Source organism: Qipengyuania sp. 902 (genome assembly GCF_051195295.1).
Taxonomy (GTDB): Bacteria; Pseudomonadota; Alphaproteobacteria; order Sphingomonadales; family Sphingomonadaceae; genus Qipengyuania.
The window spans coordinates 853,649-878,342 of the sequence record NZ_JBNJLJ010000001.1 but is presented as its reverse complement, the minus strand read 5'-3'; the positions used below and the strand labels follow the sequence as shown (position 1 = coordinate 878,342).

The following is a 24,694-nucleotide window of genomic DNA, read 5'->3' as shown; positions in this document are numbered from 1 at the left end:
ACGTGGCAGGTGGCGCAATTGTGGCGAAAATAAGGAGGTCGGTCAAATCCGAAATGCGCGATTGCGATAAAGCGAGGCCTTGCAGCTCAGGTGACAGCCGCCCGTTCGCGAAATTCCGCACGTTGCCATTCGCCGGTTTCGAGCACTTCCGCCAGATGCCGTACGGCTTCCGCCATGTCCGCGAACCGCAAATAGGCGGGCGCAAAGCCGAAGCGCAGGATGTCGGGATCGCGGAAATCGCCAATCACCCCTCGGGCGATCAGCGCCTGACATATGGCGTAGGCTTCCGGGTGGCGGAAGGATAGCTGGCTGCCGCGCTCCGCAGGATCGGTCGGGCTCACGAGATCCATATCGAGGTCCGCTTCGGCGAGACACTGCCGGAAAAACTCGGACAAGGCCTGTGACTTCGCATGAAGCCGCTCGATGCCGATCTCGGCAATCAGGTCTACCCCGACCTCCAGCGCCGCAAGGCCGAGGATGCCGGGCGTGCCGCAGAGGAGGCGGTCGACCCCCGGTGCGGGCTCGTAATCGTCGCTGAAGGCGAACGGACGGGCGTGCCCCATCCATCCGCTCAAGGGCTGGCGTACATCGCCGTGATGCCGCTCAGCGATAAAGGTATAGGCCGGTGCGCCGGGGCCGCCATTGAAGTATTTGTAACCACAGCCGACGGCGAAATCCGCTCCGCGCGCATTCAGATCGATCGGGAGGGCGCCGCCCGAATGCGACAGATCCCATAACACCAGCGCGCCCGCCTGCTGCGCGGCTTCGGTCAGCGCGGCCATGTCGAACAGTTCGCCGGTCTTGTAATGGGCATGGGTCAGCAGCAGCAGCGCGACGTCGTCGTTCAGCGCGTCAAACAGGTTCTCGCGCGATGCCAGCCGCCGCTCGGCCAATCCCTGCGCCTCCAGCCCTTCGATCATGTAGATGTCGGTCGGGAAATTGCCGGGCTCGCTCAGCACCACCTTGCGGCCGCGCCGCATCATCAGCGCTGCGCTGATTAGCTTGAACAGGTTCACCGAGACGCTGTCGGCGACGATCACTTCATGCGGCTGCGCGCCGATCAAAGGCGCGATCTTCGCGCCGACACGCTGGGGCAGGTCGATCCAGCCGGCGGCGTTCCAGCTGCGGATCAGCCCCTCGCCCCACTCATCCTGCACGACCTTGGCCAGCCGGCCGGGCGTCGCTTTCGGCAGGCAGCCGAGCGAATTGCCATCGAGATAGATCACGCCCTCGGGCAAGTGGAACCGATCGCGGTACTGGGCTAGCGGGTCGCCCGCGTCGAGGATGCGCGCGCGCTCGATCATTCGGCCAGCTCCCGCAGGATCGCGCGGCACAGGCCCGCATCGCCGCCCGCCACTTTCAGTGGCAGCGCGACCAGCTCGTAGCGCCCCTCCGGCACTTCATCGAGCACCAGCCCTTCGAGGATGCGCATGTCGTGGTCCAGCACCGCCTTGTGCGCAGCCATCGTCTTGCTGTCCTGCGGATCGACGCTCGGCGCGTCGGTCCCGATCAGCTTGACACCCTGCAGCGCGAGCCATTCGATGGTTTCGGCGGCAATCGCCGTGAAGCCGCTGTCCCAGTCGTCGTGCGGGAAGCGCGCGAAGGTGCGGAACAGTACGCGGTCTGCGCTTTCGATATGCGGCAGGTCGCCGACATCAACCTCGCCGCCGGTTACGGCGGTTGCGTCCACGACGAGGCATTCGCCGATATAGGGATCGAGCTCGACGCTAGCGATGTCCGGCGCATCGGTGGAATAATGTAGCGGCGCATCGCCATGCGTGCCCGAGTGGGTACTCATGGTCATCCGCCCGACGTTGACCGACGATCCGTCCTCCATTTTCCATGTCCGCTCGAAGGCGAAGTCGGTATCGCCGGGCCACACGGGCAATCCCGGGCGGAGCGTCTGCGAGATGTCCCAGATCCGCCGCTTGCTGCGCCACGAACTCATATCGCCGTCCTTACACTGAGCAGTTCCGGGAAGAAGGCAGCCTTCAGCACGCCTGCCAGATAGGGCACGCCGGGCGTCCCGCCGGTGCCCTTCTTGAAGCCGATAATGCGTTCGACCGTCTTCAGATGGCCGAAGCGCCAGCGCTGGAAGTGGTATTCGAGATCGACCAGCTTTTCGGCCAGCTCGTAAAGATCCCAGTGCTCCTGCGGATCGCGATAGATTTCCGCCCACGCGGCTTCGACCTCGCGAGAATGGTCCCACGCCTCGTCGACCGGCCGATCGAGTACGTTTTGTGGTATTTCGAAGCCTCGCCGCGCCAGCAGCGCCACAGCTTCGGCGTAGATGCTCTTGCGCGCCAGTTCCTCGCGCAGCTCCGCCGCGACCTCCGGCGTCGCTTCGTGCATAGTCACCATGTCGGGCTTCCGCCCGCCGAGCATGAATTCCATCATCCGGTACTGCGCGCTCTGGAAGCCGCTGGAACTGCCGAGATGCGGGCGGATGGTCGAATAGTCATGCGGCGTCATGGTGCTGAGCACGTCCCAGCTCTGGATCAGCTGCCCCTGTGCGCGCGCCACGCGGGCGAGCATCTTGAAAGCCGGGCGCAGCCGGTCTGCGATGATGCAGGCGCGCGCTTCCTCCAGTTCGTGAAGGCAGAGCTTCAGCCACAATTCGCTGGCTTGGTGGACGATGATGAACAGCATTTCGTCATGCGCATCGGAAGCGGGATGCTGCGCGGCCAGAATGCGGTCGAGATCGAGATAGCCGGAATAGGTAACGTCTTGCGCCATCCCTGCGCTCTAGCGCGCATTCGCGGCGTGCGAAACTGTGGGGGCGAAACTATGGCGGCGAAACTACCGGTCGATCACCATGGTGTGCGGATGGTGCTTGTCGAGATGCTTCTTCACGATTCGCAGGTTCCGTGTGTTCGACCGGAAGGCGAGGTCGAAGGCGTCGCCGACGAGGGGGACGGCACCCACCGCGCTGTCGAACGCGATATTGCCGGCCATGCGCCACAGCTTCCACTTCGGAATGCCGAGGTTGCGGGCTTCCCAGACGATGTAAGCCCCCATGGCAGCCGTGACCACGTCGCCGATGACCGGGACAAGTCCGATGATGGAGTCCAGTCCGACGGGGTATTTCGTGCCCGGGATGGTAAAGCTGCGTTCGAGCAGGTGTTCCATCGCTTCGATCCGCTTGCGGATCGACACGAGGTCGTTGCCCGTCGGCAGTTCGATGCCCATCGGGCGCAGGGGTTCAGGTCCATCGGCCATGCGTTCTAGATGGGAGCGCGCGTGAGCGGGAACAAGGGATGGACGTTCCAGCGGTTTTCCAGGAACCCGTCGACCTCACCGCGCACAAGGGACCACCGGATCGGCGCGCCGAGCGGGATGTAGGTGTTGGCCGCGAGCAACGCCGTCTCGGCTTCGGCGAGATAGGACTCCTCTTCAGCCAGATTGCGCGCATCGACACCCAGCCCGACGAGATAATCGACATCTTCGAGGCATACGGAGGCGGAAACCCGGCAGTTGAACTGGTTGAGGAACCAACGCGCTGCGCCGTAGCGAGCAACCCGGTCGCGCAGCGCAAGGTCCGCCTCGCGCCGGTTCGCGCTGCGCGAACTGGCCACTCCGATTGTCGCAAAATCGCGCGCCAACGCTTCGAACAGCAGGTCGGAGCCGGGGCCTTCCGGCAGCCAGATCGATACTGTCGGCACATCTGCTTCGCCAGCGCGCCATTGCTGGACGCGGGCGGACGCCGTTCCGCGTCGCTCGTCGATGGACTGCCCCTCCCAACGTTCCGGCACTGTCCCCGTATCGCCCGGCAGGTCCGGCGATACGATCCGCGTCGTCGGGATCCAGCCGCCGATATTGAAGGCGCTCATAAGGGTCGATCGGTCGATTGCCATGGCCAGCGCTTCGCGGTTTTCGGCCTCGGCAAGAAAGCCACTGCGACGCTGGACGTCGAGGCCGAACAGGCCGAGCGCCGCGTCGAGTCGGATCGTGCCGCGACTGAGCGGTCCGACATCCGCCAGCGGCAGCGAGGCCAGGTGCCCACCCAGAACCAGCTCGTAACGCCCCTCGGCGAAGCCTTGGGTCGCCGAGCGAGCATCGACGGCAGAAATTTTCACCGCCGCAAGCCCCTCGTCCCAATCCGGCTGGCTCGGGAGGCCGCGGCTTTCAGGCGGCATCGCCTCCAGCAGCACGCCGCCATCCTCGCCACGAACCGTCATCGGCCCTGCCTGCGCCCCGTCGAGCACCAAGCCCAGTTCCGGCTGGGCGAGGAGTTGCAACAGGTCCGGCATCGAGCCCCGGAGGCGGATTTCGATGACCCGCCCGGTCATCGCGCGCACTTCGCGGATTTTTGCAAGGTCGAGCCCGAGCGAGGTGCCTTCGAGCCGGCGCAGGGTCGAGGCGAGATTGTCGCGCACCGCCTGCGCGGTCAGGCGGGTTCCGTCGGGCAGGTCGAATTCGCGAATGCGGAAGATGTAGCTCGATCCGTCGTCGGTGACGATCCAGCGTTCGGCGATCGCCGGAATGACCGCCCCGTTGGCGGACAGGGTGACCAGGCCTTGCGATTGCGCAGCGCGAACATGTTGCGCGGCGGGCCCGAGCCGCAGCCCTTCGCCGTCCAGTTCCTCCTCGCTCGAAATGAATGCAACATCGACGACACCGTCATCGATCCCGCTCGAACAAGCCGCGAGAAGAATCGTCGCAAGGAGAGCCAAGGCGAAGCGCATGGCCTTCGCCTAGCAGGGAGAAATCATTGCGTCAGCCGCGAGTTTCGCGCGGCCTGATAGGAAGTAACGGACCCGCTCAGACGACCCGCATCGGACCTTCGCTATGTTTGGAAGCGGCGGCAATCGGCCGGGTAAACCGCGGACTGCTGGCTCCCTCCGCGCTACCGACGGGAGCGCGCGCGACGCGGGGATCGATTTCGGTATCGAAGGAGACCCCGAAACGGTCCCCCTGAACCCAGGCGATGGTGCCCTTTACCGCATCCAGATTGCGCAATTTGATAGTGAGCCGTTCGCCGCGAGCTGTCGAAATCGGGGCTTCTGCCATCATGCCACCGGCAGACAAATTACGCACTTTCACCCGGACAGAGTCGGCCCGGCCTTCGAATTCCAGTTCTGCAAAAAGAAACAGGCTGTCGCGGCCGACATTTCTAGTTTCCACCGATTGCATTGCTGGTTTCGACTCCGTTTTTGCGCTTGATCGCCGACATCGGATGCCGGTCGATGGTGGATAGGCGCCAACGGTTAACAGTCCGCAAAGAATTGGCCGCGAAACTCAGTCGTCGCGGGAAACTTTTTCGCGCCGTTCATGCGCTTCCTGCGCTTCGACGGTCATCGTTGCCACCGGGCGCGCAATCAGCCTTTTCAGGCCGATCGGGTCGCCGGTCACCGCGCAATAGCCATATTCGCCTGCGTCGATCAGCCGGAGGGCGGAATCGATCTTGGAGATCAGCTTGCGCTGGCGATCACGGGTTCGGAGTTCGATACCCCAGTCGGTCTCCGACGAGGCACGATCATTGAGATCGGGTTCGCGGATCGGGCCGTCCTGCAGCGACTGCAAGGTCTGACCGGCAGCATCGTGGATCGATTTCTTCCAGTCGAGCAGCAACACGCGGAAATAGTCGAGCTGGCGCTCGGACATGTATTCTTCGTCTTCGCTCGGCGTATAGTTTGCGCCGATCGCGGCCTTCGCTTCCGCGAGCCTTTTTTCCGTGTCGCTGTTAGCCAGTGAGGCCATTCGCTTTCTCACCCAAATACTGCACTCGGATCGCCGTCGTCCTGCAGGCCCGGATGTTTCCGGTGCCTCGCCGTCCCGATGGGCGCGGCCTATAGGCAAGCGCCCCTATGCACACAAGCAGCAATCCCGACGTATCCGCGGTTCGCCGTTTAGGCGGTGCAAAAGCGCACTCGTCGACTCGCGGCGCGCAGTTATTCGCGTGTCCGTTAACCTTTTATTGACCATAATTCGCGAACCCATGGAAACCGGCAGGGGGCCGGAGAAGAAATGGGGGAGTAACGATGGCACTGATCGAAATCGAAGGTGGCGCTGGCAGGATCGAACAGGGCGCGGAGGCGACGAGCCTGATCGCCCGCTCGCTCGAAGCCTATGTGAACGGAAAGATCGACGCGCTGTATGCGCTGGGAGTAGCTTTCTCGACCGGCAGCCACGGTTGCATCTGCGACATGATCGAGGCGCACAAATGGTTCAACATCGCCGCGTCGAAGGGTCATGAAGAGGCCGCCTGGTGCCGCGCCGATGTTTCGGACGAAATGACCGCACGCGAAATCGCCGAAGCGCAGCGCCGCGCCCGCGAGTGGCTGGCAGACGGCCAGCGGAAGGTCGCCTGACGCTCAGCCCTTCCTGAAGGGCGTGCGGGCCCGGAGATAATTGCGGTCCGCCGCGACGCCCGTCCGCTCCCGCTCCAGGAAATCGGCGACCGCCTCGCGGAATCCCGGATCGGCGAGCCAGTGGGCTGAAATAGTCTCGACCGGTTCGTAGCCCCGCGCCAGCTTGTGACCGCCCTGTGCGCCGGCTTCCACTCGCGAGAGGCCCAGTTCGATCGCCGCGTCGATCGCCTGGTAATAGCACAGCTCGAAATGCAGGAAGCGAATGTCGCGCGAGCAGCCCCAGTAGCGGCCGTAGAGCGCATCGCCGCCAATGAAATTCAACGCACCGGCGACCGGCTTACCCTCCTGCAGAGCCAGCACCAGCAAGAGACGGTCCCCCATTCGCTCGGAGAAAAGATCGAAGGCCTCGCGTGTCAGATAAGGCCGTCCCCATTTGCGCGCGCCGGTGTCCTGGTAGAAATACCAGAAGGCGTCCCAATGCTCGGGAGCGATCTCCTCGCCGAGTAAGCGAACGATCTCCACCTCGTTTTGCGCCGCTGCGCGTTCCTTGCGCAGATCCTTGCGCTTGCGCGAGGCGAGGCTGGCGAGGAAGTCGTCGAAATCTGCGAAGCCGCGATTGTGCCAGTGGAACTGGATATCCGATCGCAGCATCCAGCCGGCATCCTTGAAGAAAGCATGCTGGTCCGGCTCGACGAACGTCGCATGGGCGGAGGAAAAGCCGTTCTGAAGGCAGAGTTGCTCGGCGGCCGACAGTAGCGGCGCCGCAAGCGCGTCGTCCGCCAAGAGCAGACGGGGCCCGGTTGCGGGCGTGAATGGCGCGGCGATTTGGAGCTTGGGGTAATAGCTTCCGCCTGCCCGCTCGTAAGCATCGGCCCAGCTATGGTCGAAGACGTATTCGCCCTGGCTGTGGCTTTTCAGATAGGCGGGCATTGCAGCCAGCAACGGACCGCCTTCCGCCGAAACGATGATAGGCGCGCTCTGCCAGCCGGTGTTCGCACCGACGCTGCCCGAATCTTCCAGCGCGGTCAGGAATTCGTGACGGACGAAGGGATTGTCGCCGGCCAGCGCGTTCCATTCCGATTTGTCGAATGCCCCGACCGAGCCCGCAACGCGGGCGGCAAGCTCTGTATTTCCCTCGCTCACCCGATGCCCTCGCCTTCCGCGATCAGTAGATCGGCGTTGGCCTGCGCGCGCTCTGCCAGTGCCGGAGTGCTCACGGTCCATGTCGCTATCGGCAGGCCCGCTTCCCGCAAGGCCGACACCATCGGATTGGGGAGCGCCTCGACATGATAGGCGAGAAACTCGGGCCGCGCCGCCCATAGCGTCAAGCGCCGCTGCCAGGCTTTCTGCGTGTAGCCCTTGTCATCCTCGCGCATCACCAGCCCCTGCACTGTCTTCGGGCTGTGTTTGCGAAACCAGCGCGAGACGCGGGGATCGAAGCTCATCACGGCATGCAAGCCGTCATAGTTCTCAAGGCATTCGGCGACCGCCTCGCAGCTCCGCTCGACATCGTAGCCGCGCTTCGACTTGATCTCGACAAGGATCGGGACGCTTCCGGCGACCAGTTCGAGCAGGTCGGCCAAAGCGATCGGCGGCTCCTCGCCCTCCAGATAGCTCAGCGTCTTCCACTCTGCGGCGGTCAGGCTGGCGGATTTTTCCGGTCGCCCGATCAGGCGCGTGAAATCCCAGTCATGGAACACCATGGCGACATCGTCGGCGCTGCGCTGGATGTCGCATTCGATGCCGAAGCCTGCTGCGATTGCGGCGCGGAAGGCGCTGGCGGAATTTTCGATGCGGCCCGCGCCATGCAACCCGCGATGGGCATAGGTCCATTCGGCCAGCCAGCCGACCCGTCCCGGATCGAGCTGCGGGACGAAGCGCTGATCAAGCCTTGAGAGCAATGATCGCATCGACCTCGACTGCGGCATCGAGCGGGAGAACCGGCACGCCGACGGCGGCGCGGGCATGGCGACCGCAATCGCCGAAGACTTCGTACATCAGGTCGCTGGCGCCGTTCACCACCTGCGGCTGCTGGGTGAAGTCGGGCGTGCTGGCGACAAACCCACCGAGCTTCACCACCCGCTCCACCTTCTCGAGCAAATCGGCTTCGTTCAATTGGGCGAGGATCATCAGCCCGCAGGCTCGGGCCGCCTCGCGGCCTTTTTCCAGATCGATCTCGGCCCCCAGCTTCCCGGTCACGATCTTGCCAGAAACGAAGGGCAACTGGCCCGAGACGTATGCCATCCCGCCATGAACGACGAGCGGCTTGTAGCTGGCCACCGGAGCGGCAGCTTCCGGCAGTACGATCTTCAATTCCTCGAGGCGTTCGGCAATGCTCATGCAGGCTCCTTTCCCAGTCGTTCCATCAGCCAGGGCAGCGCGTGGTCCCACATATCGATCCGCGCGTCGGCATGGCCCGAGTTGTGCGCGCAGTCGATGTGCGGGGCGATCATCGGCTCGCCGCAGAGGTGAAGGGTCGTGATCTCGTCCAGCGTCTCGCGCGCCGAGCGGTGATGCTGCGCCAGGTCGTCGATGAAGATCGCCTTGCTCGGCCGGTATTCGTCGAGGATCGCTTGCAGCGCCGGCCCTTTGGGACCCTGGTTGGTAAACACCCGCGCTTCCAGACCATGATCGGCGAGCTGCTCGCGGCGCATCTCCTGCCGCTTGTCGACCAGATTGGTGAGCACCACGACATCGGCGTGGTCGGCCAGTGCGTTGAGGCCCTCGATCGCGCCGGGAATGGCGGTCTGGCGGTGCATCTCGGTATCGAAGAACCCGCCCAGCTTGCGCCAGATTTCTTCTTGCGGGAGCACTTCGCCGCTATCCTGCCAGCGCAGCGCGCTGCCGAAGTCGTTGCCCTCCATGCGGAATTCGACGCCCTGCGTCTCGGCCAGCCAGTCGCGGAAGGGCGAGACCATGTAGAGCAGGACCTCGTCGCAGTCGGAGATGATCAGCGGGCGGCTCATGCGGACAGCTCCCTATGGGCGGCAACGAGGGCTTCGGGCGTGGTCTGCAGATTGTCCGCCGCCAGCACGAGGTCGGGCTCGTGATTAGCGAGGAATTCCAGCACGGCGGCCTGCACGGCGCGGTCCTCAATCCCGTGGCGCAGATGCTCCGGCGTGAGACCGGTCAGGGAAAGCAGCCGGTCCGCCCGTGCTTCGTCCGCCAGCGCCCAGCCGAGCGCTTCCAGCGCCAGCACTTCGGGGGCGCGGGTTTCGCCGTGTCTGCTCGATGTCTCGCGAATGATTGTCACGTCCTGTCGTTTTCCATATGGCGCAGCCCCAAGGCAAGGAGGCATCGCCGCGTGGCTAAGAGAATTCTGGTTGTCGAGGACAACGATCTCAATCGCAAGTTGTTCTGCGATGTCCTCAAAGCCAACGGCTATGAAGTCGTTCCCGTTGCCGACGGCTCCAACGTGGTCGCGACGGCGAAGAAATTCACCCCCCATCTCGTCATCATGGACATCCAGCTGCCGAATATCAGCGGGGTCGATTTGATCGCCCAGCTGAAGCGCGACACGGCGATGGCGGAGGTCCCGATACTCGCCGTCACTGCCTATGCAGGCAAGGGCGACGAGGAACGCATTCGCGAAGCGGGGGCGGCGGATTACCTGGCGAAACCGGTCTCGATCACCCCGTTCATGGCCAAGGTGCGCAGCCTGATTGCGGATTGATCCGCGTCTTCCGGCGCGCGCGAAACCTTGACAAAGACCCCCTTAGACCGCTTTGCCGCGCGTCTATCTTGCAGCATTGATGCTGCCCACCAACAGAATTGGACCACCTGCATGGACCGCGCCGAAGTCGACACCAAAATCCGCTCGCTGATCGAGCCGTTCAACAAGAAGGGCATCGCGATCAAGGACGAGACGACTTTCCAAAACGATCTCGAATTCGACAGCCTGACGGTGATGGATTTCGTGGCCGAGATCGAGGACGAGTTCGATATCATCATCTCGATGAACCAGCAGGCCGAGATCGAGAATTATGGCCAGCTGGTCGACGCCGTGACCAAGCTGCAGGCCGACTGATGAGCGAGGGTATCAGCCAGCCGGACCAGCCGCAGGCGCTCGAGGGCGAAGGCAAGGACCTGTTCTCGAAGTTCGACGACGTCATCGCCCTGCGTGAAGGCTTGCTGTCGAGCGGGCAGGAAGACCCTTTCAACCTGGTCATGGAAAAGGTCCTGTCGCCCACCCGTGCGATCTGCAACGGGCGCGATACCATCTTGCTCGGCACCTACAACTACATGGGCATGACCTTCGACCCCGACGTGGTCGAAGCGGGCAAGCAGGCGCTGTCCGATTTCGGTACCGGGACCACCGGCAGCCGCGTGCTGAACGGAACGTACCAAGGCCACAAGGAAGTCGAGCAGGCGCTGATGGACTACTACGAGATGGACCATGCGATGGTCTTCTCGACCGGTTACCAGGCCAATCTCGGGATCATCAGCACCATCGCCGGCAAGGGCGACTACATCGTCCTCGACATCGACAGCCATGCCAGCATCTGGGACGGCTGCGCCCTGGGCCAGGCCGAAGTCGTGCCGTTCAAGCACAACGATATCGAGGCGATGGAAAAGCGCCTCAAGCGCATTCCCGAAGGCGCGGGCAAGCTGGTGATCCTGGAAGGCGTCTACTCGATGCTCGGCGATGTCGCGCCGCTGAAGGAAATGGTCGCGGTCGCCAAGAAATACGGCGCGATGGTGCTGGTCGACGAAGCGCATTCGATGGGTTTCATCGGCGAAAACGGCCGCGGCGTGGTCGAGGATGCGGGCGTGATCGACGATGTCGATTTCATCATCGGCACCTTCTCCAAGAGCGTTGGCACGGTCGGCGGCTTCTGCGTTTCGAACCATCCCAAGTTCGAGATCATGCGCCTCGTCTGTCGCCCCTATGTCTTCACTGCCTCGCTGCCGCCCAGCGTAGTGGCGACCGCCTGCACCTCGATCCGCAAGCTGATGCATGGATCGAACAAGCGCGCGCATCTGTGGGAGAATTCGAAGGCGCTGCACAAGGGCCTGAAGGATCTCGGCTTCAAGCTCGGCACCGAGGAACCGCAGAGCGCGATCATTGCGGTGATCATGCCCGACCTTCAGCAGGGCGCCGCGATGTGGGAGGCGCTGATCCAGGGCGGGCTCTACGTGAATCTCGCGAGGCCGCCGGCGACGCCTGCCAACATGACGCTGTTGCGCTGCTCGCTCTGCGCCGAGCATAGCGAGGAGGAGGTCGGAGAGATCCTCTCGATCTTCGAGAAAGCAGGCAAGCAAATCGGCATAATCTGAGCCGTTCGGCCCGCATGAACCCCGCCTGACCGCGGGTTCACAACGCGTTCAATGCCCACCCCCTAGACCGTCTCCAACGAATTCAGGAGATTACGGGATGGGACTATCCAAACGAACAGCGCTGGCGGTTGCCGCCGGCACCACATTGCTCGGCGCCTGCAGCGTCGGATCCTACGGCGGCTTGTCGGTCGGTAGCGCCGGATATTACGGCGACGGCTATTACGACGACCGCTATTACGGCTGGTACGACGACTTCTACTATCCGGGCACCGGCTACTACGTGTACGACCGGGACCGCCGTCGCCATCGCTGGAACGCGCGCCAGCAACGCTATTGGCTGGCCCGCCGTGCCCAGATCCGCGACCAGCGCCGCTTGCGCAGCAATTGGGACCGGTGGGAACGCCGCGCCGAACGTCGTGCGGATCGTAGGCGCGATTACCGGCAGGAGCGCAGGGCCGAACGTCGCCGCGAAGTCCGCCGCGAACGCCGTCAGGAAGCACGCAGGGATTATCGCCAGCAGCAACGCGCGGAACGCCGCCGCGAGGCACGCCAGGAAGCGCGGCAACGCGTGCGCCAGCAAGCAAGACAGCAGCAGCGTCAGCAAGCACGCCAGCGCGCCCGTCAGGAAGCGCGGCGCGAGGCTCGGCAGGACCGCCGACGAGACGCGAGGCGCGAAGCCCGGCGCGATCGCCGACAGGAAGCGCGCAGGGACCAGCGTCGCGACCGGCGCGAGAGGCGCAGGGATCGTCGCCGCGACGACGATTGATCGCACAACGCAAGAGGGCGGCCATCGCGGTCGCCCTTTTCTTTCGGCCGGTCTTCTAAATTGAAGGATGAAGGTTCGGATCATGATGTAGGAAGAGGCGGAACCCTCTCGCCTGCCGCTCGCTGGGGAGGCGAAAGGAGTTTCCCAATCATGACCATCACGAAACACGGCAGCGCCACTTACGAAGGCCTCGGCAAGGACGGCAAAGGCCACGTCTCGACCGGCTCCGGGGCCCTCGCCGCCCAACCCTACGGGTTCCAGACCCGCTTCGAGGACAAGGCCGGGACCAACCCGGAAGAACTCATCGCGGCGGCCCATGCCAGCTGCTTTACCATGGCCCTCTCGTTCAGGCTGGCGGAAGCCGGCCATACCGACGGCAGCGTCACCACCAGCGCCGAAGTCAGCCTGGAGAAGGACGGCGACGGGTTCACGGTGACCAAATCGGCGCTGTCCACCAAGGGCAAGGTCCCCGGAATGGATCAGGCGAAGTTCGAGGAATTGGCCGCCGATGCCAAGGCCAATTGTCCGATCTCGAAGCTGCTGAATGCCGAGATCACGCTGGAGACCAAGTTCGAAGGCTGATTGCTATGCGGCCCGGCCGGATGCGATATCTAGCCGGGCCCTTGGTCAGGCAGCCTCGGGTGCCGCCTCCTCTCCAACCGGTTCGCAGGTCTCGCCCTTGTTTTCCGGGATGATCGGCCACAGCAATTGCTGGCCGAGCGTCGCCGGAGCGAGGTTCTCCACGCCGTAGCTTTGCGGATAGGTGCGCGTGATCTTTGCGGTGCCGAACAGCACGTCCCAGAAGAACAGCAGATTTCCGTAATTGCCCTTGTACTGCACCGCCGGATCGTCCGCATGGCGACCGTGGTGGGCATGGTGCGTGGCGGGTGTCGAGATCGTCCGCTCCACCACCCACATGACGGGCGAGAGCCAGCCGATGCGGTAGAGCGGCTTGTCCCAGGCAACATCCGAATGCGCGCCGGTGATCACCAGCAGCTTCACCACGATATAGCCCGCATAGACCCAGCCCAGCCCCAGCCAGATCAGCACGCCCGACATCCACAGGCTCGGCATCAGCGCGTAATAGATCACGTTGTTCCGGTAGACGAGCCGCACGCTAATGTAGCGCGCGTTGTGATGGGCGCGGTGGAGGTTGTAGAGCCAGTGCGTCGAATGGCTCGCGCGGTGCCACCAATATTGCAGCATGTCGTCCGCCACCAGAAACAGCGCGATCGCCGCAAACACATTCAGTCCCGACAGCGCACCGGCATAGTGCGGAGCGATCATGTCGGCGATGGTGCCTGCCGAAAACAATACCGCAGGCTGGGTCACCGCCAGCAGCATGGTCATGCTGACTGCTTCGACGATCCCGTCGTCGCGGGTCTGCTCCGCCTTGCCGAAGAGGTTGGAGCGCCACAGTTCGAGCGCGGCATAACCGAAATAGATCGCGACGATCGCCAGGGTTGAGGTGGGCATTGCGGGTCTCCGACAAAATTGCGTGTGCTTGTCTATTCCCGGGTTAGCCTTTACCGAAGCGAAAGAATGTCGGGATTTTTACAATCTTCCGCCACTCGGCGATCGCTGGCTGCACCGATGCTGTTCGCCAGCCTCGATGCGGGGCTTCAGGCGCATTTGAAGCGCGGGGCACAGCTGCGACAATTCGCCGACGGACAGATCATCCAGCAGCGCGGGCAAGTGGCCGACGGCTTTTGGCTGATCGAAGAGGGCGCGGTCATGGTGGGCCAGTTCGGGCGCGACGGCGATTTTCGCGCAGTCGCCCTGCTCGGCCCGGGCGATTCCTATGGTGAGCTGGCAGTCTTCGCGCGGCGACCGCGGATCGTCGATGCGGTGTCGCGCGGGGAAAGTAGCTTGCGGCTGATCGGCGCGAAGACCTTCCTCGATGCGCTGGGCAATTACCCCGCCTCGATGCGCGCGCTGCTCGGCGCGCTGTCGGAGCAGTTGCAAGACACGCTCGGCCAGCTGGCCGGTATGCGGCGCGGCACCAATCCGGCGCGCATGGCGGGGCTGCTCGCCAATATGGCCGGTCCGGGCGACGGGCCTGCGAGCGTCGCCATCACCCAGCAGGAACTCGCCGAGCTGCTCGGCATCACCCGTGCCACCGCCAATGCGGCGCTGGGCGAATTGCAGCAACACAAGCTGGTGACGCGCGGCTACGGCAGCATCGCGATCCCCGACCGCGCGGCGCTGGGGCTGTTCGCGCTGGAGTAGATCGCCAGTTTCAAGCCACGCGCAGCGTCAGCGCTGCGCTTCATCGTCCAGCAGCGAGAAGAGCGTTTCGACCGGCTCGCCCAGCACCGCTGCAAATTTCAGCGCAACTGCCACGGAGGGCTGGAATACTCCGTTTTCGACAGTGTTCACCGTCTTGCGGCTGACCGCCATTCGCGCCGCCAGTTCGGCCTGGGTCAGCCCCGCTTCCTCGCGATAGCGGCGAATGCTGTTTTCAATCTCCAGCGGCATTGCCCAGCGCTTCCCTGAGACCGTAGGCAACGAAGGCGGTGCCGAGGCTGGTGGAAACGATCATGTTCGCGGCGCGCTGCGCATGAAGCGGCTCGAATGGCGAGATCGCCCAGACCAGCAAGCAGACCACCATCGCGACGATATAGCCCGTGACGATCGCGACCTGGCGATTGGCGCGCGAGACCTCGTCATCGGCGATGCGCCGCACGCGCGCAGGCAGGATCCACGCCCCGCCGGTAAGCAGCAGGGCCAGCATGACGATGGCGAAACCCAGCCACACGAAAATCTGCACCAGCGAATCGCTGCCCCAATCGAAGACATAGAGCGTGCCCTGCTGCGCCAGCAGCACCAGCAAGCCGAGGAAGGGCGCCGCCAGTGCGCGGCCATGCGAAAACCGCTCCGCTTTCTCGAAATCGTCGTTCATCGCCTGCTCCTTGTAACTTACAGGTTACATGTAACCTTGAGGTTACTCAGAAGTCAAGCGCGATTCTGCCGCACTACGACAGCCTAATCGTCAGAGGTTCGCGCCGCACGCCGGTTGCCCAGAAAGGTCAGGATCACGCCGGGGATCAGGAACACCAGCGTCCAGTTCCCGATCCGGTCCATGTCCAGAAACCACTTGGCCAGTGCCAACAGAAGACCGATCGCCACGAAGATGCGCCCGAAGGTGGTCATATCGAGGCGGTCGAAAATGTTCATTGGCGGACTCCGTTGGGCGACAGGGGAATGAGAGCACCGAGCTATCACGGCTATCCGCCACGGCATAGCGGGCGGCAGGGACATCGCCAGCGCCTCAGGGTCCGGCGCGCACCTCGCTCACATTCGCGCACGGCCCGCCGTCCTCGTCCTCGCTGCCGCCGAGCTGGGTCAGCACCAGGATGCCGCCGACCACCAGCAGCACGAACACCGTCGTCACCGTGCCGAGGTATTTGTCGATCACCCGCTTGATCGGTGCGCCGAAGACGCGGAACAATATGCCCACGGTCATGAAGATCAGCGCGCGGGCGAACAGGCTGGAGAGCACGAAGGTCACGAGGTTCATGCCGACGAAGCCGGCGGTGATCGTCAGCAGCTTGAACGGCACCGGCGTCGCGCCGGCGATCAGGATCGCCTCGAAATCGTACTCTCGCAGATGGCAGGCGGCGACAGGGAAGGCCTCGGTCAGGCCGAGCGTGCCGATCAGCCACACGCCGACCGTATCGTAAAGCCCCCAGCCGATCGCATAGCCGAGCAGCGCGCCCGCCACCGAGGACAGCGTGGCGATCACCGAGAAACGGATCGCCTTGTTCGGCTCCGCCAGGCACATCAGGCCGAGCAGCGGGTGCGGCGGGATCGGGAAGAAGCTCGATTCGACGAAGCAGAAGAACGCCAGCCACCATTCCGCATGGGGATGCGAGGCCTTTTCCATGGTCCATTCGTACAGACCGCGCAGCGGTTTCATGAGCATGATGTTGGCAGGACCCCAGGCGTTGAAGACTTTGCGAGGTAGGGCAAGGTCGGGCCATGGGCAACGGAGGAATCCTTGTTTTTCGTCCCCGCATCCGCGGGCGCGTCCTCGCTAGATGTACGGCAAGCCGTACCCTCTGCGGGCGGGCGTGCAGGTGGCCTTTGGCCAGCGCACCAAAGGTGCACTTCCGCCCTTGCCTCGCCTGCGGCTCGGAACACCTCGTTGGAAACGCCGATGCACGAACCTATTTGGCACTTTTTCATTGACATCGTCACGCTCTTTGGGTACATAACTGGAACATCGCGATAGTGTGATTCACCGGCCACCCGGCTGGAGCATGCGGCCCCCCTACCCCCTCGGTCGGCGGGCCGCTTTTGCGTTCCGCCATCGACAATCGGCCACATTCCGGGAGGGACGGATGACAAACGAACGTTCGGGCGATCGCCCCTGGTGGGAGGATAGCTTCATCGAAGGGCTCAAGCAGTTCGGCAAGGTGACCGCCGCCGCCAGGGCCGCCGGCATCACCACCGCCGGCCCCTATGCCCGCAAGAAGGTGTGCAGCAGCTTCAGCCGAGCCTGGGACGAGGCGCTGGAGATCTTCGCCCTCAGCGGGCGCAAGGCGAACACCCACAGCGCGGCCCGGCGCAAGGCGGACCGGTGGAAGACCGTGTTTCTCGAAGAACTGGCGGCCACCTCCAACGTCTCTGCCTCTGCCACGGTGGCCGGGGTCAAGCCGGGTGAGGTCTATCGCACCCGCCGCGCGGATAGCGGTTTTGCCGCTGCGTGGCGCGAGGCGCTGTTCGAAGGCTATGCCAATCTGGAAATGGAAGTGCTGGGGTACCTGCGCAATCCGTCTCCCGACCGCAAGATGGACGTCGCCGTGGCGCTGCGCCTGCTTGCCGCGCACAAGGAAACCATCGCGAAGGAGCGGGCCCAGCGCGCCAATGTCAGCGCCGCGCAGATCCGCGAAACCATCGATCGCAAGGTCGAGGAATTGCGCAGGAAGGTGGCTGGCCGGGACATCGCACCGGCATGAGCGATACCGTTTCGCGACCCGGCATATGGGCGCGCCTCACCCCGGTCGAGCGCGAGGTTTTCATCCACGGCCTGAGCGAGGAAGAACGCAACGCCTTCCACGGCGACTTCCGCAATCACGCACATGCAGGCCAGCTGCCGCGCGACGATCAATGGTTCGTCTGGCTGATCATGGCCGGGCGCGGGTTCGGCAAGACCCGCGCCGGGGCGGAGTGGGTACGCTTCGTCGCGGAGAAGAACCCCGAAGCGCGCATCGCGCTGGTGGCTGCCAATCTGGGCGAAGGCCGGGCCGTCATGGTCGAAGGCGAAAGCGGGCTGCTGGCCTGCTGCGCGGAAGCGGCGGGCGGCGCGCCGGTATTCGAACCTTCGCTACGGCGACTCAGCTGGCCGAACGGAGCGCAGGCCACGCTGTACTCCGCAGCCGAGCCGGAGGGTTTACGAGGCCCGCAGCACAGCCATGCCTGGTGCGACGAGATCGCGAAATGGCCGGCCAGTCACGACCGCGCCATCCGCACATGGGACAATCTCCTGATGGGCATGCGTCTTGGGGACGACCCGCGCATCACGGCGACGACGACGCCGCGCGTGGTTGCGCTGATCCGCCGCCTGCTCGATCCGGGCCGGACACAGGGACTTACGCTGACACGCGGCACGACGCACGACAATGCCGCCAATCTGCCCGCCAAGTTCCTCGTCACGATGGCCGCGGAATATGGCGACACCGCGCTGGGGCGGCAGGAACTGGGCGGGGAATTGCTGGAGGATGTCGAGGGCGCGCTGTGGTCGCGATCGCTGATCGAGCGGTGCCGCGATACGGACAGCGCCGTGCCGATGGCGCGCGTGGTGATGGGCGTCGATCCGCCCGCCAGCGAGCGCGGCGACGAATGCGGCATCGTGGTGTGCGGCGTGGGCGAGAACGGCGTGGCGCAGGTGCTGGCCGATTGCTCGCTCGCCCGCCCCTCGCCCGAGCGCTGGGCGCGGGCCGTGGCCGAGGCGGCGAACGCCTGGCAGGCCGACCGCGTAGTGGCCGAAGCGAACCAGGGCGGCCAGATGGTCGGCAGCGTATTGCGCGCCGCCGACCTCGCCCTGCCGCTGACGCTGGTCCACGCCAGCCGCGGCAAGGTCGCGCGCGCCGAGCCGATCGCCGCACTCTACGAAAGCGGACGGGTGCGGCACGCCGGCCTGTTCGCGAAGCTGGAGGACCAGCTGTGCGGGCTGATGACCGGCGGCGGCTACGAAGGACCGGGGCGAAGTCCGGACCGTGCCGACGCGCTGGTCTGGGCGCTGAGCGAGCTGATGCTGGGGCGGCGCGGTCGGCCCCGAATACGAAACGTCTGACTTAAGGAATTCCCATGTCCTTCCTCACCAGTATCGCCTCCGCCTTCAAGGGCGGGGGCCAGTCGCGCGTGCCTGTTTCGCGTGGCTTTATCTCCCCCTGGGCGACGGCGCTCGATGCGGGGCCGATGCCGTTCGATTATGCCAGCGCGGTGCGCGCGGGGTATCTCGCCAATCCGATCGCGCAGCGGTCCGTCAGGATCGTGGCCGAGGGGGTCGGCGGCGCGCCCATCGCCTGCGAGGACGAGCGGCTGGCGCAGCTGCTCGCCTGTTCCTGCGGGTCGCAGCCGCTGCTCGAGGTGCTGGCGGCGCAATTGACGCTGCACGGCAATGCCTATGTGCAGATCGTCAAGGACGGCGCAGGCGTGCCCATCGAGCTCTATCCGCTGCGGCCCGAGCGCGTGCAGGTGGTGGCGGGCGAGGATGGCTGGCCGAGCGCCTATCGCTACGTCCTCGCCGATCGCACGCTGACCATTCCGCTGGAGGACGAGGACGGATGGCCGAACGTCGTCCACCTCAAGGGCTTCCACCCGGCGGACGACCATTACGGCGCAGGCTGTCTCGCCGCCGCCGCTCCTGCCGTCGCAATCCACAATGCGGCGAGCGAGTGGAATCGCGCGCTGCTCGCCAATGCGGCGCGGCCGAGCGGCGCGCTGGTCTATGACGGCGGAGATGCGGCGGGGCTGACGAGCGAACAGTTCGACCGGCTCAAGGCCGAACTGCAGAGCGCCTTCCAGGGCCATGCCAATGCGGGGCGGCCGATGCTGCTCGAAGGCGGGCTCGACTGGAAGGCGATGAGTCTTTCGCCCGCCGACATGGATTTCGCCACGCTCAAGGCCGCGGCGACGCGCGACATCGCGCTGGCCTTCGGCGTGCCGCCCATGCTGCTCGGCCTGCCGGGCGACAACACATACGCCAACTACCGCGAGGCGAGCCGCGCGCTGTGGCGGCTCACGCTGCTGCCGCTGGCGGGCAAGATCCTGAACGGCCTCCACACCGGGATGAGCGACTGGTTCAAGACCGCGCCCAGCGTCGATCTCGACCGCGTGCCTGCGCTGGCGGAAGACCGCGAGAAGCTGTGGGAGAGGGTCAGCGCCGCCGATTTCCTCAGCGCCGAAGAAAAGCGCGCGATGCTGGGCATTGCGCCGCAGGAGACCATCCGATGACCAGAGAAGACATGCTCGCCCGCCTGATCGCGCAGGCGGCGACCGAATGGGGCGAGCTCATCACACTGCGCGCCATCGTGGAGGAGGCGAGCGAGCTCGGTGCGAACCGTGTGCTCGACCGGCTCGGCCTGTCGGACGCGCGGGCGCAGGACGATATCGACGAGCTGCGCGAGCTGCTCTCCGCCTGGCGCGATGCCAAGGCGAGTGCGTGGAAGGCGGCGGTCGAGTGGCTGGTCCGCGGGGTGCTGGCGCTGCTGCTGGTCGGCATCGCGGTGCGGCTGGGCGTCGGGGAGATGCTGTCGTGACGGCGCTCCAGAAGACTTTGCGCATCGCTGGCTATGCCGCCCTGTTCGACCGCGCCGATGGCGTGCGCGACACGATACGTCCCGGCGCTTTCCGCAGGACCCTCGCCGAGCGCCGCGCGCCCTTCCCGCTCTATTGGCAGCACCGCCCCGACCAGCGCATCGGCTGGGTCGAAACCGCGGGCGAAGACGAGCGCGGGCTGCGCATCGTCGCACAGATAGACAACCCCGATGGCCGCGCTGCGAAACTGCTCCGCGACCGCGCGGTGAACGGCCTCAGCTTCGGCTATCGCGCACGCGCCTATTGGCATACCGAGGCCGGGCGCGAGCTCGCCGATATCGAACTTTTCGAGGTCAGCGTCGTGACGCATCCGTTGCAACCGGATGCTCGCATTCATCTCACCACTTGAAACCGACCTACACCAGTTTCCCCCGCCGCCTTCCGGGCGGCTTTTTTGTGCCCAGAAGAAAGGCGAATACCTCTATGGATATTACCGTGACCCCCGCCGCGACGGCCGTGGCGACCGACCCCGCTGCGAGCCAGGCCGAGGCGAGCTTCGACATCGTCGCGCGCCAGGACAAGACCGAGGCCGACGTCTCTGCCCTGCGCTCCGATGTCGACGAGGTGAAGGCCCGCGTCGACAAGATCGCCCAGGCCGCAACGCGCCCCGCCCGCCCCGTCATCGGCGGTGCCGAGCAGGCCGCGCCCGAAGTGAAGGGCTTCGTGGACAGCTATCTGCGCCGCGGCGCGACGGCGGAATACAAGTCGATCAGCGGGGCCGTGCCGTCCGACGGCGGCTATGCCGTGCCGCGCCAGATCGATGCGATGATAGCTCGCGAGCTAACCGAGATCAGCCCGATCCGCGCCATCGCGCAGGTCGTGCAGACCGGCAGCGCGGGATATCGCAAGCTCGTCTCCACCGGCGGCACCGCCTCGGGCTGGGTCAGCGAAACCGATGGCCGTCCCGAAACCGACACGCCGAGCTTCAGCGAGATCGCACCGCCGACGGGCGAACTCTACGCCAATCCGGCGGCATCGCAGGCCATGCTCGACGATGCGGGCTTCGACCTCGAAAGCTGGCTGGCGAGCGAGATCGCGATGGAGTTCGCCCGCGCCGAAGGAGCCGCCTTCGTCAACGGCACCGGCTTCAACCAGCCCGAGGGCTTCCTCAATGCGCCGGTTTCGGCGCAGGCCGACGGCAGCCGCAATTTCGGCGCGCTGCAATATGTCGGGAGCGGCGATGCGGACGGGTTCGACACCAATCCCGATGCGAAGCTGATCGACCTCGTCCACACGCTGAAAGCCGGCCATCGCCAGGGCGCGAGCTTCGTGATGAATTCCGCGACGCTGGCCGAAGTCCGCAAGCTCAAGACCGCCGATGGCGTGTTCCTGTGGCAGCCGGGCCTGGTCGAAGGCCAGCCCGATCGCCTTCGGCAATTTCCGCCACGGCTATCTGATTGCCGAACGCAGCGCCACGCAGGTGCTGCGCGATCCCTTCACCAACAAGCCCTTCGTCCACTTCTACGCCACCAAGCGCGTGGGCGGGCAGGTGCTGGACAGCAATGCGATCAAGCTCCTGAAGATCGAGCTGTAAGGAGCTGGCAGACGGGCTCGGGGTCCCCTTTTCGGGCCCGTTTGTTTTTTGCTTTTCGCAGCCGCATCCGCGGCTGCGTCCTCGCTAGACGTGCAGCAAGCTGCACCCGCTGCGGGCGGGCGGTCGCCCTTGCCGGGCCTCCGCCGGCCCGGATCCAGCGCAGACATTTCCTCTCCCAGAGAACCGAGGCGAAGCCGAGGCAAGGCCGACTGGCCGCCCGCAGCGACGCGGACGCAGTCCGCATGAGCGAGGATAGCCAAGGCTGCGGATGCAGCCGCCGGCGCTTGAGGCCCAAACAAAGGACACCAATTCCATGCGCCAAATCGTGACGCAGGCCGAGTTCACCCAGCTCCCGCTTGCCGAGCTCAAGACCTGGCTGGCGATCGGGGGGACGCGGGACGATGCCGTTCTTGCGAACCTGCTCGATGCGGCCGGGGCGATGTGCGAAAATTTCACCAGGCTGGCGCCGCTCAAGATAACGGTGCGCGAGCGCGTGCCGGCCTCTCGCGAGTGGCAGACCCTGCATACGCGTCCCTTCGTGGGGCTCGGAACGGTCGAGGCCGTCGGATCGGGCGGTTCATCGCGGCTGCTTGACCCGTCCGACTTCGAGATCGGCAGCGAGACGGATACCACGCGCATCCGGCTCACCGGGAACATCGCCGAAACCTCTCTCGACGTCAGTTACACCGCCGGTCTGGCAGAGGACTGGGCGGCGCTCGATTCCGGCCTGCGCCATGGCATCGTGCGCTTCGCCGCCCATGCCTATCGCGAGCGCGATCAGGGCGGCGATACGGCCCTGCCCAGCGCCGTTGCAGCGCTCTGGCGGCCATGGCGCAGGATGAAGCTGTGAGCTTCGCCGCCGTGACTCGCGCCCTCACTCGCCGCGCCGCAAACATCGCCAAGGCCCGCGCCGAACTTCACCGTCGAAGCGATCCAGCCCGTTGGCGCCAGCCGCGCCTGCTGTGGCCCGACTTCACCCGGAGGCCCGAATGAGCATCCTAATGATGGAAAGCGCCCTGCGCCGCGCGCTGGTCGACTGGCTGCGTGCCGACAGCACGCTCGCCGGACTGCTCAATGCGGTCGAGGAGGAAGGGCCGGTCGCCGCCAGCCCACCTTCGCTTGCCATCGTCGCCTCCGCAGCGGCGGATCGCAGCCACAAGAGCGGCGCGGGCCGCGAAGTCCGCATCGCCTTCGAATTGGTCGACCGGACCGACGATCCGGCCGCAACCGCAGCCATTGCAGCGCAGATCGAACATCGCATTGCCACGCTCGCCCCCGGCCAGACCGGCTTCCGCGTGGCGACCACGCAATTCCTGCGCAGCCGCGTCGAACGCCGCGCCCGCAGCGCCCGCGCGGTGCTGCTCGAATATCGCTTCCTCATTTTCGCAACGGAGTAATTCGCCATGACAGCCCAGAAAGGCGCCGCCTTCCTCCTCAAGATCGGGGACGGCGGATCGCCGGAGACTTACGAGACCGTCGCCGGCCTGCGCACCACGCAGATGTCGATCAATGGCGACACCGTCGTCGTCACCACCAAGGAATCGGGCGGCTGGCGCGAGCTGTTGTCGGGCGCAGGAACGCGCTCGGTCTCGGTTTCGGCGAGCGGGATTTTCCTCGGCTCCGATGCCGAGGACCGGATGCGCGCCAACGCGCTCGCCGGAACGCTCGATGCCTATGAGCTGTCGTTCGAGGACGGCGCAAAGATGCGCGGCCAGTTCCTCGTCCAGCGGCTCGATTACGCGGGCGATTTCAACGGCGAGCGGACGTACTCGGTCCAGCTCGAAAGCTCGGGCCAGGTGGTGCCGCTATGAGCAATAAGGTTCGCGGCGAGGCGACGCTCAGTATTGGCGGAAAGGACCACCTCCTTCGCCCCAGCTTCGATGCGCTCGTCCGCGCCGAGGAAGAACTCGGCCCCCTATTTGCGCTGGTCGAGCGGGCGGGCGCGGGCAAGTTGCGCCTCGCCGAGATCGTCGCGCTGTTCTGGCATTGCCTTGCGGATCGCGAGCACATCGGGCGCGAGGCGGTGGGCGACGCAGTCATGGCGCAGGGCCTGGCCGCCAGCGCCAAACCGCTGCGCGTGCTGCTCGGCGAAATCCTGAAAGGGTCGGGATGAGCGAGCGCTTCGCGGACATGGCGCTGCGCTGTGCAGGGTTGGCCGCGAGCGCGCTTAGCTGGACGCCCGACACCTTCTGGAACGCGACCCCGGCGGAGCTGCTTGCCAGCCTCGCGCCGCCACAAGACAGCACGACCCCACCCAGCCGCGACCAGATCGCGCGGATGATCGAAAGGGACGACAATGGTTGACGATATCGACGAGCTAATCGTCTCTGTCCGGGCCGATACGCAGGCCTTTGCCGCCGACATGCAACAGATGCGCGGCACCTTCGACGGCACGCTGATGGACGGCTTCGATAAGGCCGGCGATGTGCTCGAACGCGGGCTGCTGAGCGCGCTCCGCAAAGGCAGCCTCGGCTTCGACGATCTGAAGCGGACCGCCACCGCGGCGCTCGACCAGATCGCGGCGCAGGCGCTGCAATTGGGGCTGGACTCGCTGTTCGGTGGCAAGGGCGGGCAGTCGGGCGGTTTCGGCGGCCTGTTCCAGGGCGCACTCGGCGCTCTGTTCGGCCTCCCCGGCCGTGCGACCGGCGGCCTCGTCGGCCCCGACAAGCCTTATCTCGTGGGCGAGCGCGGGCCCGAACTGTTCGTGCCCACCAGCGCGGGCCGCGTGGAGCCGAATACCGGCAGCAGCAGCAAAAGCACTGATGTGCGTGTCGCCATCAACCTCTCCACGCCGCGCGGCACCAGCGCACCGGTCGCCATGCAGCGCAGCTCGCGCCAAGTGGCAGCGGCAGTGCGGCGGGCGTTATCTGTTTAGCCTCAAGCGGGGTGTTTGTTTTTCGCACCGACATCCGTCGGCGCGTCCTCGCTAGACGTGCAGCAAGCTGCACCCGCTGCGGGCGGGCGGTCGCCCTTGCAGGGCCT

The 24,694-nt window shown here is 65.2% G+C and carries 35 protein-coding genes and 1 pseudogene; 19 read left to right on the top strand and 17 right to left on the bottom strand.

Features of this window, described 5'->3' with window-relative positions; translation table 11 throughout:
• Nucleotides 1-86 precede the first annotated feature (86 nt).
• The 7 genes from kynU to dksA form a co-directional block, all read right to left on the bottom strand.
• On the bottom strand, nt 87-1,304 hold the full coding sequence (kynU, locus tag ACSH0F_RS04435) for a kynureninase (protein ID WP_435200266.1): 1,218 nt from the start codon (nt 1,302-1,304) through the stop codon (nt 87-89).
• The gene (kynB, locus tag ACSH0F_RS04430; protein WP_435200264.1) at nt 1,301-1,948 is read right to left on the bottom strand and encodes an arylformamidase; all 648 of its coding nucleotides are present in this window, start codon (nt 1,946-1,948) and stop codon (nt 1,301-1,303) included. Before kynB ends, kynU begins: the two co-directional genes overlap by 4 nt.
• Nucleotides 1,945-2,736, bottom strand: coding sequence for a tryptophan 2,3-dioxygenase (locus tag ACSH0F_RS04425; protein ID WP_435200262.1), 792 nt, complete (start codon nt 2,734-2,736; stop codon nt 1,945-1,947). Before ACSH0F_RS04425 ends, kynB begins: the two co-directional genes overlap by 4 nt.
• 63 nt (nt 2,737-2,799) lie before the next feature.
• Nucleotides 2,800-3,219: a DUF4112 domain-containing protein gene (locus ACSH0F_RS04420; protein WP_435200260.1), complete on the bottom strand. Its 420-nt coding sequence runs from the start codon at nt 3,217-3,219 to the stop codon at nt 2,800-2,802.
• A 5-nt stretch (nt 3,220-3,224) separates the two neighbouring features.
• The gene (locus tag ACSH0F_RS04415; protein WP_435200258.1) at nt 3,225-4,685 is read right to left on the bottom strand and encodes an ABC transporter substrate-binding protein; all 1,461 of its coding nucleotides are present in this window, start codon (nt 4,683-4,685) and stop codon (nt 3,225-3,227) included.
• A 76-nt stretch (nt 4,686-4,761) separates the two neighbouring features.
• Nucleotides 4,762-5,133 carry a PilZ domain-containing protein gene (locus tag ACSH0F_RS04410; protein WP_435200256.1) on the bottom strand — a complete coding sequence of 124 codons (372 nt, stop codon included), beginning with the start codon at nt 5,131-5,133 and terminating at the stop codon, nt 4,762-4,764.
• A 105-nt stretch (nt 5,134-5,238) separates the two neighbouring features.
• Nucleotides 5,239-5,700, bottom strand: coding sequence for an RNA polymerase-binding protein DksA (gene dksA / locus ACSH0F_RS04405; RefSeq protein ID WP_278329593.1), 462 nt, complete (start codon nt 5,698-5,700; stop codon nt 5,239-5,241).
• Between the two features lie 281 nt (nt 5,701-5,981).
• Here dksA and ACSH0F_RS04400 point away from each other — a divergent pair, with 281 nt between their 5' ends.
• Entirely contained in the window at nt 5,982-6,311 is a 330-nt protein-coding gene (locus ACSH0F_RS04400) for a hypothetical protein (protein ID WP_435200254.1), read from the top strand.
• Nucleotides 6,312-6,314: 3 nt separating this feature from the next.
• On the opposite strand, the gene ACSH0F_RS04395 is transcribed toward ACSH0F_RS04400, so the two are convergent.
• The 5 genes from ACSH0F_RS04395 to ACSH0F_RS04375 are packed head-to-tail and all read right to left on the bottom strand — an operon-like array spanning nt 6,315 to nt 9,564.
• A complete protein-coding gene (locus tag ACSH0F_RS04395) occupies nt 6,315-7,454 on the bottom strand; it encodes a GNAT family N-acetyltransferase (protein ID WP_435200252.1) in 1,140 nt (379 codons plus the stop codon).
• Nucleotides 7,451-8,221, bottom strand: a complete 771-nt coding sequence (locus ACSH0F_RS04390) for a glycerophosphodiester phosphodiesterase family protein (RefSeq protein WP_435200250.1) — start codon at nt 8,219-8,221, stop codon at nt 7,451-7,453. The genes ACSH0F_RS04395 and ACSH0F_RS04390 overlap by 4 nt, the downstream gene beginning before the upstream one ends.
• The gene (locus tag ACSH0F_RS04385; RefSeq protein ID WP_435200248.1) at nt 8,196-8,651 is read right to left on the bottom strand and encodes a RidA family protein; all 456 of its coding nucleotides are present in this window, start codon (nt 8,649-8,651) and stop codon (nt 8,196-8,198) included. Before ACSH0F_RS04385 ends, ACSH0F_RS04390 begins: the two co-directional genes overlap by 26 nt.
• Complete coding sequence (locus ACSH0F_RS04380) at nt 8,648-9,277, bottom strand: HAD family hydrolase (protein ID WP_435200246.1); 630 nt, start codon at nt 9,275-9,277, stop codon at nt 8,648-8,650. Before ACSH0F_RS04380 ends, ACSH0F_RS04385 begins: the two co-directional genes overlap by 4 nt.
• Complete coding sequence (locus ACSH0F_RS04375) at nt 9,274-9,564, bottom strand: DUF3572 domain-containing protein (RefSeq protein WP_435200244.1); 291 nt, start codon at nt 9,562-9,564, stop codon at nt 9,274-9,276. The genes ACSH0F_RS04380 and ACSH0F_RS04375 overlap by 4 nt, the downstream gene beginning before the upstream one ends.
• A gap of 51 nt (nt 9,565-9,615) precedes the next feature.
• Here ACSH0F_RS04375 and ACSH0F_RS04370 point away from each other — a divergent pair, with 51 nt between their 5' ends.
• The 5 genes from ACSH0F_RS04370 to ACSH0F_RS04350 all read left to right on the top strand — a co-directional run bounded on the left by ACSH0F_RS04370 (nt 9,616) and on the right by ACSH0F_RS04350 (nt 12,936).
• The gene (locus ACSH0F_RS04370; RefSeq protein WP_435200242.1) at nt 9,616-9,984 is read left to right on the top strand and encodes a response regulator; all 369 of its coding nucleotides are present in this window, start codon (nt 9,616-9,618) and stop codon (nt 9,982-9,984) included.
• Nucleotides 9,985-10,095: 111 nt separating this feature from the next.
• Nucleotides 10,096-10,338, top strand: a complete 243-nt coding sequence (locus tag ACSH0F_RS04365) for an acyl carrier protein (RefSeq protein WP_435200240.1) — start codon at nt 10,096-10,098, stop codon at nt 10,336-10,338.
• On the top strand, nt 10,338-11,588 hold the full coding sequence (spt, locus tag ACSH0F_RS04360; RefSeq protein ID WP_435200238.1) for a serine palmitoyltransferase: 1,251 nt from the start codon (nt 10,338-10,340) through the stop codon (nt 11,586-11,588). Before ACSH0F_RS04365 ends, spt begins: the two co-directional genes overlap by 1 nt.
• 97 nt (nt 11,589-11,685) lie before the next feature.
• Nucleotides 11,686-12,354, top strand: coding sequence for a hypothetical protein (locus ACSH0F_RS04355; protein WP_435200236.1), 669 nt, complete (start codon nt 11,686-11,688; stop codon nt 12,352-12,354).
• A 150-nt stretch (nt 12,355-12,504) separates the two neighbouring features.
• Nucleotides 12,505-12,936, top strand: a complete 432-nt coding sequence (locus tag ACSH0F_RS04350; protein ID WP_435200234.1) for an OsmC family protein — start codon at nt 12,505-12,507, stop codon at nt 12,934-12,936.
• A gap of 45 nt (nt 12,937-12,981) precedes the next feature.
• Here ACSH0F_RS04350 and ACSH0F_RS04345 read toward each other — a convergent pair whose 3' ends face one another.
• Nucleotides 12,982-13,830, bottom strand: coding sequence for a sterol desaturase family protein (locus tag ACSH0F_RS04345; RefSeq protein WP_435200232.1), 849 nt, complete (start codon nt 13,828-13,830; stop codon nt 12,982-12,984).
• A 117-nt stretch (nt 13,831-13,947) separates the two neighbouring features.
• On the opposite strand from ACSH0F_RS04345, the gene ACSH0F_RS04340 reads away from it, so the two are divergent.
• On the top strand, nt 13,948-14,583 hold the full coding sequence (locus tag ACSH0F_RS04340) for a Crp/Fnr family transcriptional regulator (protein ID WP_435200231.1): 636 nt from the start codon (nt 13,948-13,950) through the stop codon (nt 14,581-14,583).
• Nucleotides 14,584-14,610: 27 nt separating this feature from the next.
• Here the strand turns inward: ACSH0F_RS04340 and ACSH0F_RS04335 are convergent, their stop codons facing one another.
• The 4 genes from ACSH0F_RS04335 to ACSH0F_RS04320 all read right to left on the bottom strand — a co-directional run bounded on the left by ACSH0F_RS04335 (nt 14,611) and on the right by ACSH0F_RS04320 (nt 16,279).
• Nucleotides 14,611-14,832, bottom strand: a complete 222-nt coding sequence (locus tag ACSH0F_RS04335) for a helix-turn-helix transcriptional regulator (protein ID WP_435200229.1) — start codon at nt 14,830-14,832, stop codon at nt 14,611-14,613.
• Complete coding sequence (locus ACSH0F_RS04330) at nt 14,816-15,256, bottom strand: hypothetical protein (RefSeq protein ID WP_435200227.1); 441 nt, start codon at nt 15,254-15,256, stop codon at nt 14,816-14,818. The genes ACSH0F_RS04335 and ACSH0F_RS04330 overlap by 17 nt, the downstream gene beginning before the upstream one ends.
• 83 nt (nt 15,257-15,339) lie before the next feature.
• A complete protein-coding gene (locus tag ACSH0F_RS04325) occupies nt 15,340-15,531 on the bottom strand; it encodes a hypothetical protein (RefSeq protein WP_435200225.1) in 192 nt (63 codons plus the stop codon).
• A gap of 94 nt (nt 15,532-15,625) precedes the next feature.
• On the bottom strand, nt 15,626-16,279 hold the full coding sequence (locus ACSH0F_RS04320) for a YqaA family protein (protein WP_435200223.1): 654 nt from the start codon (nt 16,277-16,279) through the stop codon (nt 15,626-15,628).
• A 418-nt stretch (nt 16,280-16,697) separates the two neighbouring features.
• Here ACSH0F_RS04320 and ACSH0F_RS04315 point away from each other — a divergent pair, with 418 nt between their 5' ends.
• The 12 genes and pseudogenes from ACSH0F_RS04315 to ACSH0F_RS04260 all read left to right on the top strand — a co-directional run bounded on the left by ACSH0F_RS04315 (nt 16,698) and on the right by ACSH0F_RS04260 (nt 24,587).
• Complete coding sequence (locus ACSH0F_RS04315) at nt 16,698-17,315, top strand: hypothetical protein (RefSeq protein ID WP_435200221.1); 618 nt, start codon at nt 16,698-16,700, stop codon at nt 17,313-17,315.
• Nucleotides 17,312-18,652, top strand: a complete 1,341-nt coding sequence (locus ACSH0F_RS04310) for a DNA-packaging protein (RefSeq protein ID WP_435200219.1) — start codon at nt 17,312-17,314, stop codon at nt 18,650-18,652. The genes ACSH0F_RS04315 and ACSH0F_RS04310 overlap by 4 nt, the downstream gene beginning before the upstream one ends.
• Nucleotides 18,653-18,666: 14 nt before the next feature.
• Nucleotides 18,667-19,815, top strand: coding sequence for a phage portal protein (locus ACSH0F_RS04305; protein WP_435200217.1), 1,149 nt, complete (start codon nt 18,667-18,669; stop codon nt 19,813-19,815).
• Entirely contained in the window at nt 19,812-20,120 is a 309-nt protein-coding gene (locus ACSH0F_RS04300) for a DUF6127 family protein (RefSeq protein ID WP_435200215.1), read from the top strand. Before ACSH0F_RS04305 ends, ACSH0F_RS04300 begins: the two co-directional genes overlap by 4 nt.
• On the top strand, nt 20,117-20,527 hold the full coding sequence (locus ACSH0F_RS04295) for an HK97 family phage prohead protease (RefSeq protein WP_435200213.1): 411 nt from the start codon (nt 20,117-20,119) through the stop codon (nt 20,525-20,527). The genes ACSH0F_RS04300 and ACSH0F_RS04295 overlap by 4 nt, the downstream gene beginning before the upstream one ends.
• A 74-nt stretch (nt 20,528-20,601) precedes the next feature.
• Nucleotides 20,602-21,712 (top strand): annotated as a pseudogene (locus ACSH0F_RS04290) (phage major capsid protein).
• A gap of 313 nt (nt 21,713-22,025) precedes the next feature.
• Nucleotides 22,026-22,562: a head-tail connector protein gene (locus ACSH0F_RS04285; RefSeq protein WP_435200211.1), complete on the top strand. Its 537-nt coding sequence runs from the start codon at nt 22,026-22,028 to the stop codon at nt 22,560-22,562.
• Between the two features lie 139 nt (nt 22,563-22,701).
• On the top strand, nt 22,702-23,109 hold the full coding sequence (gene gp17, locus ACSH0F_RS04280; protein WP_435200209.1) for a tail completion protein gp17: 408 nt from the start codon (nt 22,702-22,704) through the stop codon (nt 23,107-23,109).
• 6 nt (nt 23,110-23,115) lie between these two features.
• Nucleotides 23,116-23,523 (top strand): phage major tail protein, TP901-1 family, encoded by a 408-nt coding sequence (locus tag ACSH0F_RS04275; RefSeq protein ID WP_435200207.1) that lies wholly within the window; start codon nt 23,116-23,118, stop codon nt 23,521-23,523.
• Nucleotides 23,520-23,825, top strand: coding sequence for a gene transfer agent family protein (locus ACSH0F_RS04270; protein ID WP_435200205.1), 306 nt, complete (start codon nt 23,520-23,522; stop codon nt 23,823-23,825). The genes ACSH0F_RS04275 and ACSH0F_RS04270 overlap by 4 nt, the downstream gene beginning before the upstream one ends.
• Complete coding sequence (locus tag ACSH0F_RS04265; RefSeq protein WP_435200203.1) at nt 23,822-24,016, top strand: phage tail assembly chaperone; 195 nt, start codon at nt 23,822-23,824, stop codon at nt 24,014-24,016. Before ACSH0F_RS04270 ends, ACSH0F_RS04265 begins: the two co-directional genes overlap by 4 nt.
• On the top strand, nt 24,009-24,587 hold the full coding sequence (locus ACSH0F_RS04260; protein ID WP_435200201.1) for a tail tape measure protein: 579 nt from the start codon (nt 24,009-24,011) through the stop codon (nt 24,585-24,587). Before ACSH0F_RS04265 ends, ACSH0F_RS04260 begins: the two co-directional genes overlap by 8 nt.
• Nucleotides 24,588-24,694 lie beyond the last annotated feature (107 nt).

Coding starts and splice junctions, on each gene's coding strand:
- kynU (WP_435200266.1), bottom strand. CDS start 1,304: ATGATCGAGCGCGCGCGCATCCTCGACGCGGGCGACCCGCTAGCCCAG.
- kynB (WP_435200264.1), bottom strand. CDS start 1,948: ATGAGTTCGTGGCGCAGCAAGCGGCGGATCTGGGACATCTCGCAGACG.
- ACSH0F_RS04425 (WP_435200262.1), bottom strand. CDS start 2,736: ATGGCGCAAGACGTTACCTATTCCGGCTATCTCGATCTCGACCGCATT.
- ACSH0F_RS04420 (WP_435200260.1), bottom strand. CDS start 3,219: ATGGCCGATGGACCTGAACCCCTGCGCCCGATGGGCATCGAACTGCCG.
- ACSH0F_RS04415 (WP_435200258.1), bottom strand. CDS start 4,685: ATGCGCTTCGCCTTGGCTCTCCTTGCGACGATTCTTCTCGCGGCTTGT.
- ACSH0F_RS04410 (WP_435200256.1), bottom strand. CDS start 5,133: ATGCAATCGGTGGAAACTAGAAATGTCGGCCGCGACAGCCTGTTTCTT.
- dksA (WP_278329593.1), bottom strand. CDS start 5,700: ATGGCCTCACTGGCTAACAGCGACACGGAAAAAAGGCTCGCGGAAGCG.
- ACSH0F_RS04400 (WP_435200254.1), top strand. CDS start 5,982: ATGGCACTGATCGAAATCGAAGGTGGCGCTGGCAGGATCGAACAGGGC.
- ACSH0F_RS04390 (WP_435200250.1), bottom strand. CDS start 8,221: ATGCGATCATTGCTCTCAAGGCTTGATCAGCGCTTCGTCCCGCAGCTC.
- ACSH0F_RS04385 (WP_435200248.1), bottom strand. CDS start 8,651: ATGAGCATTGCCGAACGCCTCGAGGAATTGAAGATCGTACTGCCGGAA.
- ACSH0F_RS04380 (WP_435200246.1), bottom strand. CDS start 9,277: ATGAGCCGCCCGCTGATCATCTCCGACTGCGACGAGGTCCTGCTCTAC.
- ACSH0F_RS04365 (WP_435200240.1), top strand. CDS start 10,096: ATGGACCGCGCCGAAGTCGACACCAAAATCCGCTCGCTGATCGAGCCG.
- spt (WP_435200238.1), top strand. CDS start 10,338: ATGAGCGAGGGTATCAGCCAGCCGGACCAGCCGCAGGCGCTCGAGGGC.
- ACSH0F_RS04355 (WP_435200236.1), top strand. CDS start 11,686: ATGGGACTATCCAAACGAACAGCGCTGGCGGTTGCCGCCGGCACCACA.
- ACSH0F_RS04350 (WP_435200234.1), top strand. CDS start 12,505: ATGACCATCACGAAACACGGCAGCGCCACTTACGAAGGCCTCGGCAAG.
- ACSH0F_RS04345 (WP_435200232.1), bottom strand. CDS start 13,830: ATGCCCACCTCAACCCTGGCGATCGTCGCGATCTATTTCGGTTATGCC.
- ACSH0F_RS04340 (WP_435200231.1), top strand. CDS start 13,948: ATGCTGTTCGCCAGCCTCGATGCGGGGCTTCAGGCGCATTTGAAGCGC.
- ACSH0F_RS04335 (WP_435200229.1), bottom strand. CDS start 14,832: ATGCCGCTGGAGATTGAAAACAGCATTCGCCGCTATCGCGAGGAAGCG.
- ACSH0F_RS04330 (WP_435200227.1), bottom strand. CDS start 15,256: ATGAACGACGATTTCGAGAAAGCGGAGCGGTTTTCGCATGGCCGCGCA.
- ACSH0F_RS04325 (WP_435200225.1), bottom strand. CDS start 15,531: ATGAACATTTTCGACCGCCTCGATATGACCACCTTCGGGCGCATCTTC.
- ACSH0F_RS04320 (WP_435200223.1), bottom strand. CDS start 16,279: ATGCTCATGAAACCGCTGCGCGGTCTGTACGAATGGACCATGGAAAAG.
- ACSH0F_RS04315 (WP_435200221.1), top strand. CDS start 16,698: ATGACAAACGAACGTTCGGGCGATCGCCCCTGGTGGGAGGATAGCTTC.
- ACSH0F_RS04310 (WP_435200219.1), top strand. CDS start 17,312: ATGAGCGATACCGTTTCGCGACCCGGCATATGGGCGCGCCTCACCCCG.
- ACSH0F_RS04305 (WP_435200217.1), top strand. CDS start 18,667: ATGTCCTTCCTCACCAGTATCGCCTCCGCCTTCAAGGGCGGGGGCCAG.
- ACSH0F_RS04300 (WP_435200215.1), top strand. CDS start 19,812: ATGACCAGAGAAGACATGCTCGCCCGCCTGATCGCGCAGGCGGCGACC.
- ACSH0F_RS04285 (WP_435200211.1), top strand. CDS start 22,026: ATGCGCCAAATCGTGACGCAGGCCGAGTTCACCCAGCTCCCGCTTGCC.
- gp17 (WP_435200209.1), top strand. CDS start 22,702: ATGAGCATCCTAATGATGGAAAGCGCCCTGCGCCGCGCGCTGGTCGAC.
- ACSH0F_RS04275 (WP_435200207.1), top strand. CDS start 23,116: ATGACAGCCCAGAAAGGCGCCGCCTTCCTCCTCAAGATCGGGGACGGC.
- ACSH0F_RS04270 (WP_435200205.1), top strand. CDS start 23,520: ATGAGCAATAAGGTTCGCGGCGAGGCGACGCTCAGTATTGGCGGAAAG.
- ACSH0F_RS04265 (WP_435200203.1), top strand. CDS start 23,822: ATGAGCGAGCGCTTCGCGGACATGGCGCTGCGCTGTGCAGGGTTGGCC.
- ACSH0F_RS04260 (WP_435200201.1), top strand. CDS start 24,009: ATGGTTGACGATATCGACGAGCTAATCGTCTCTGTCCGGGCCGATACG.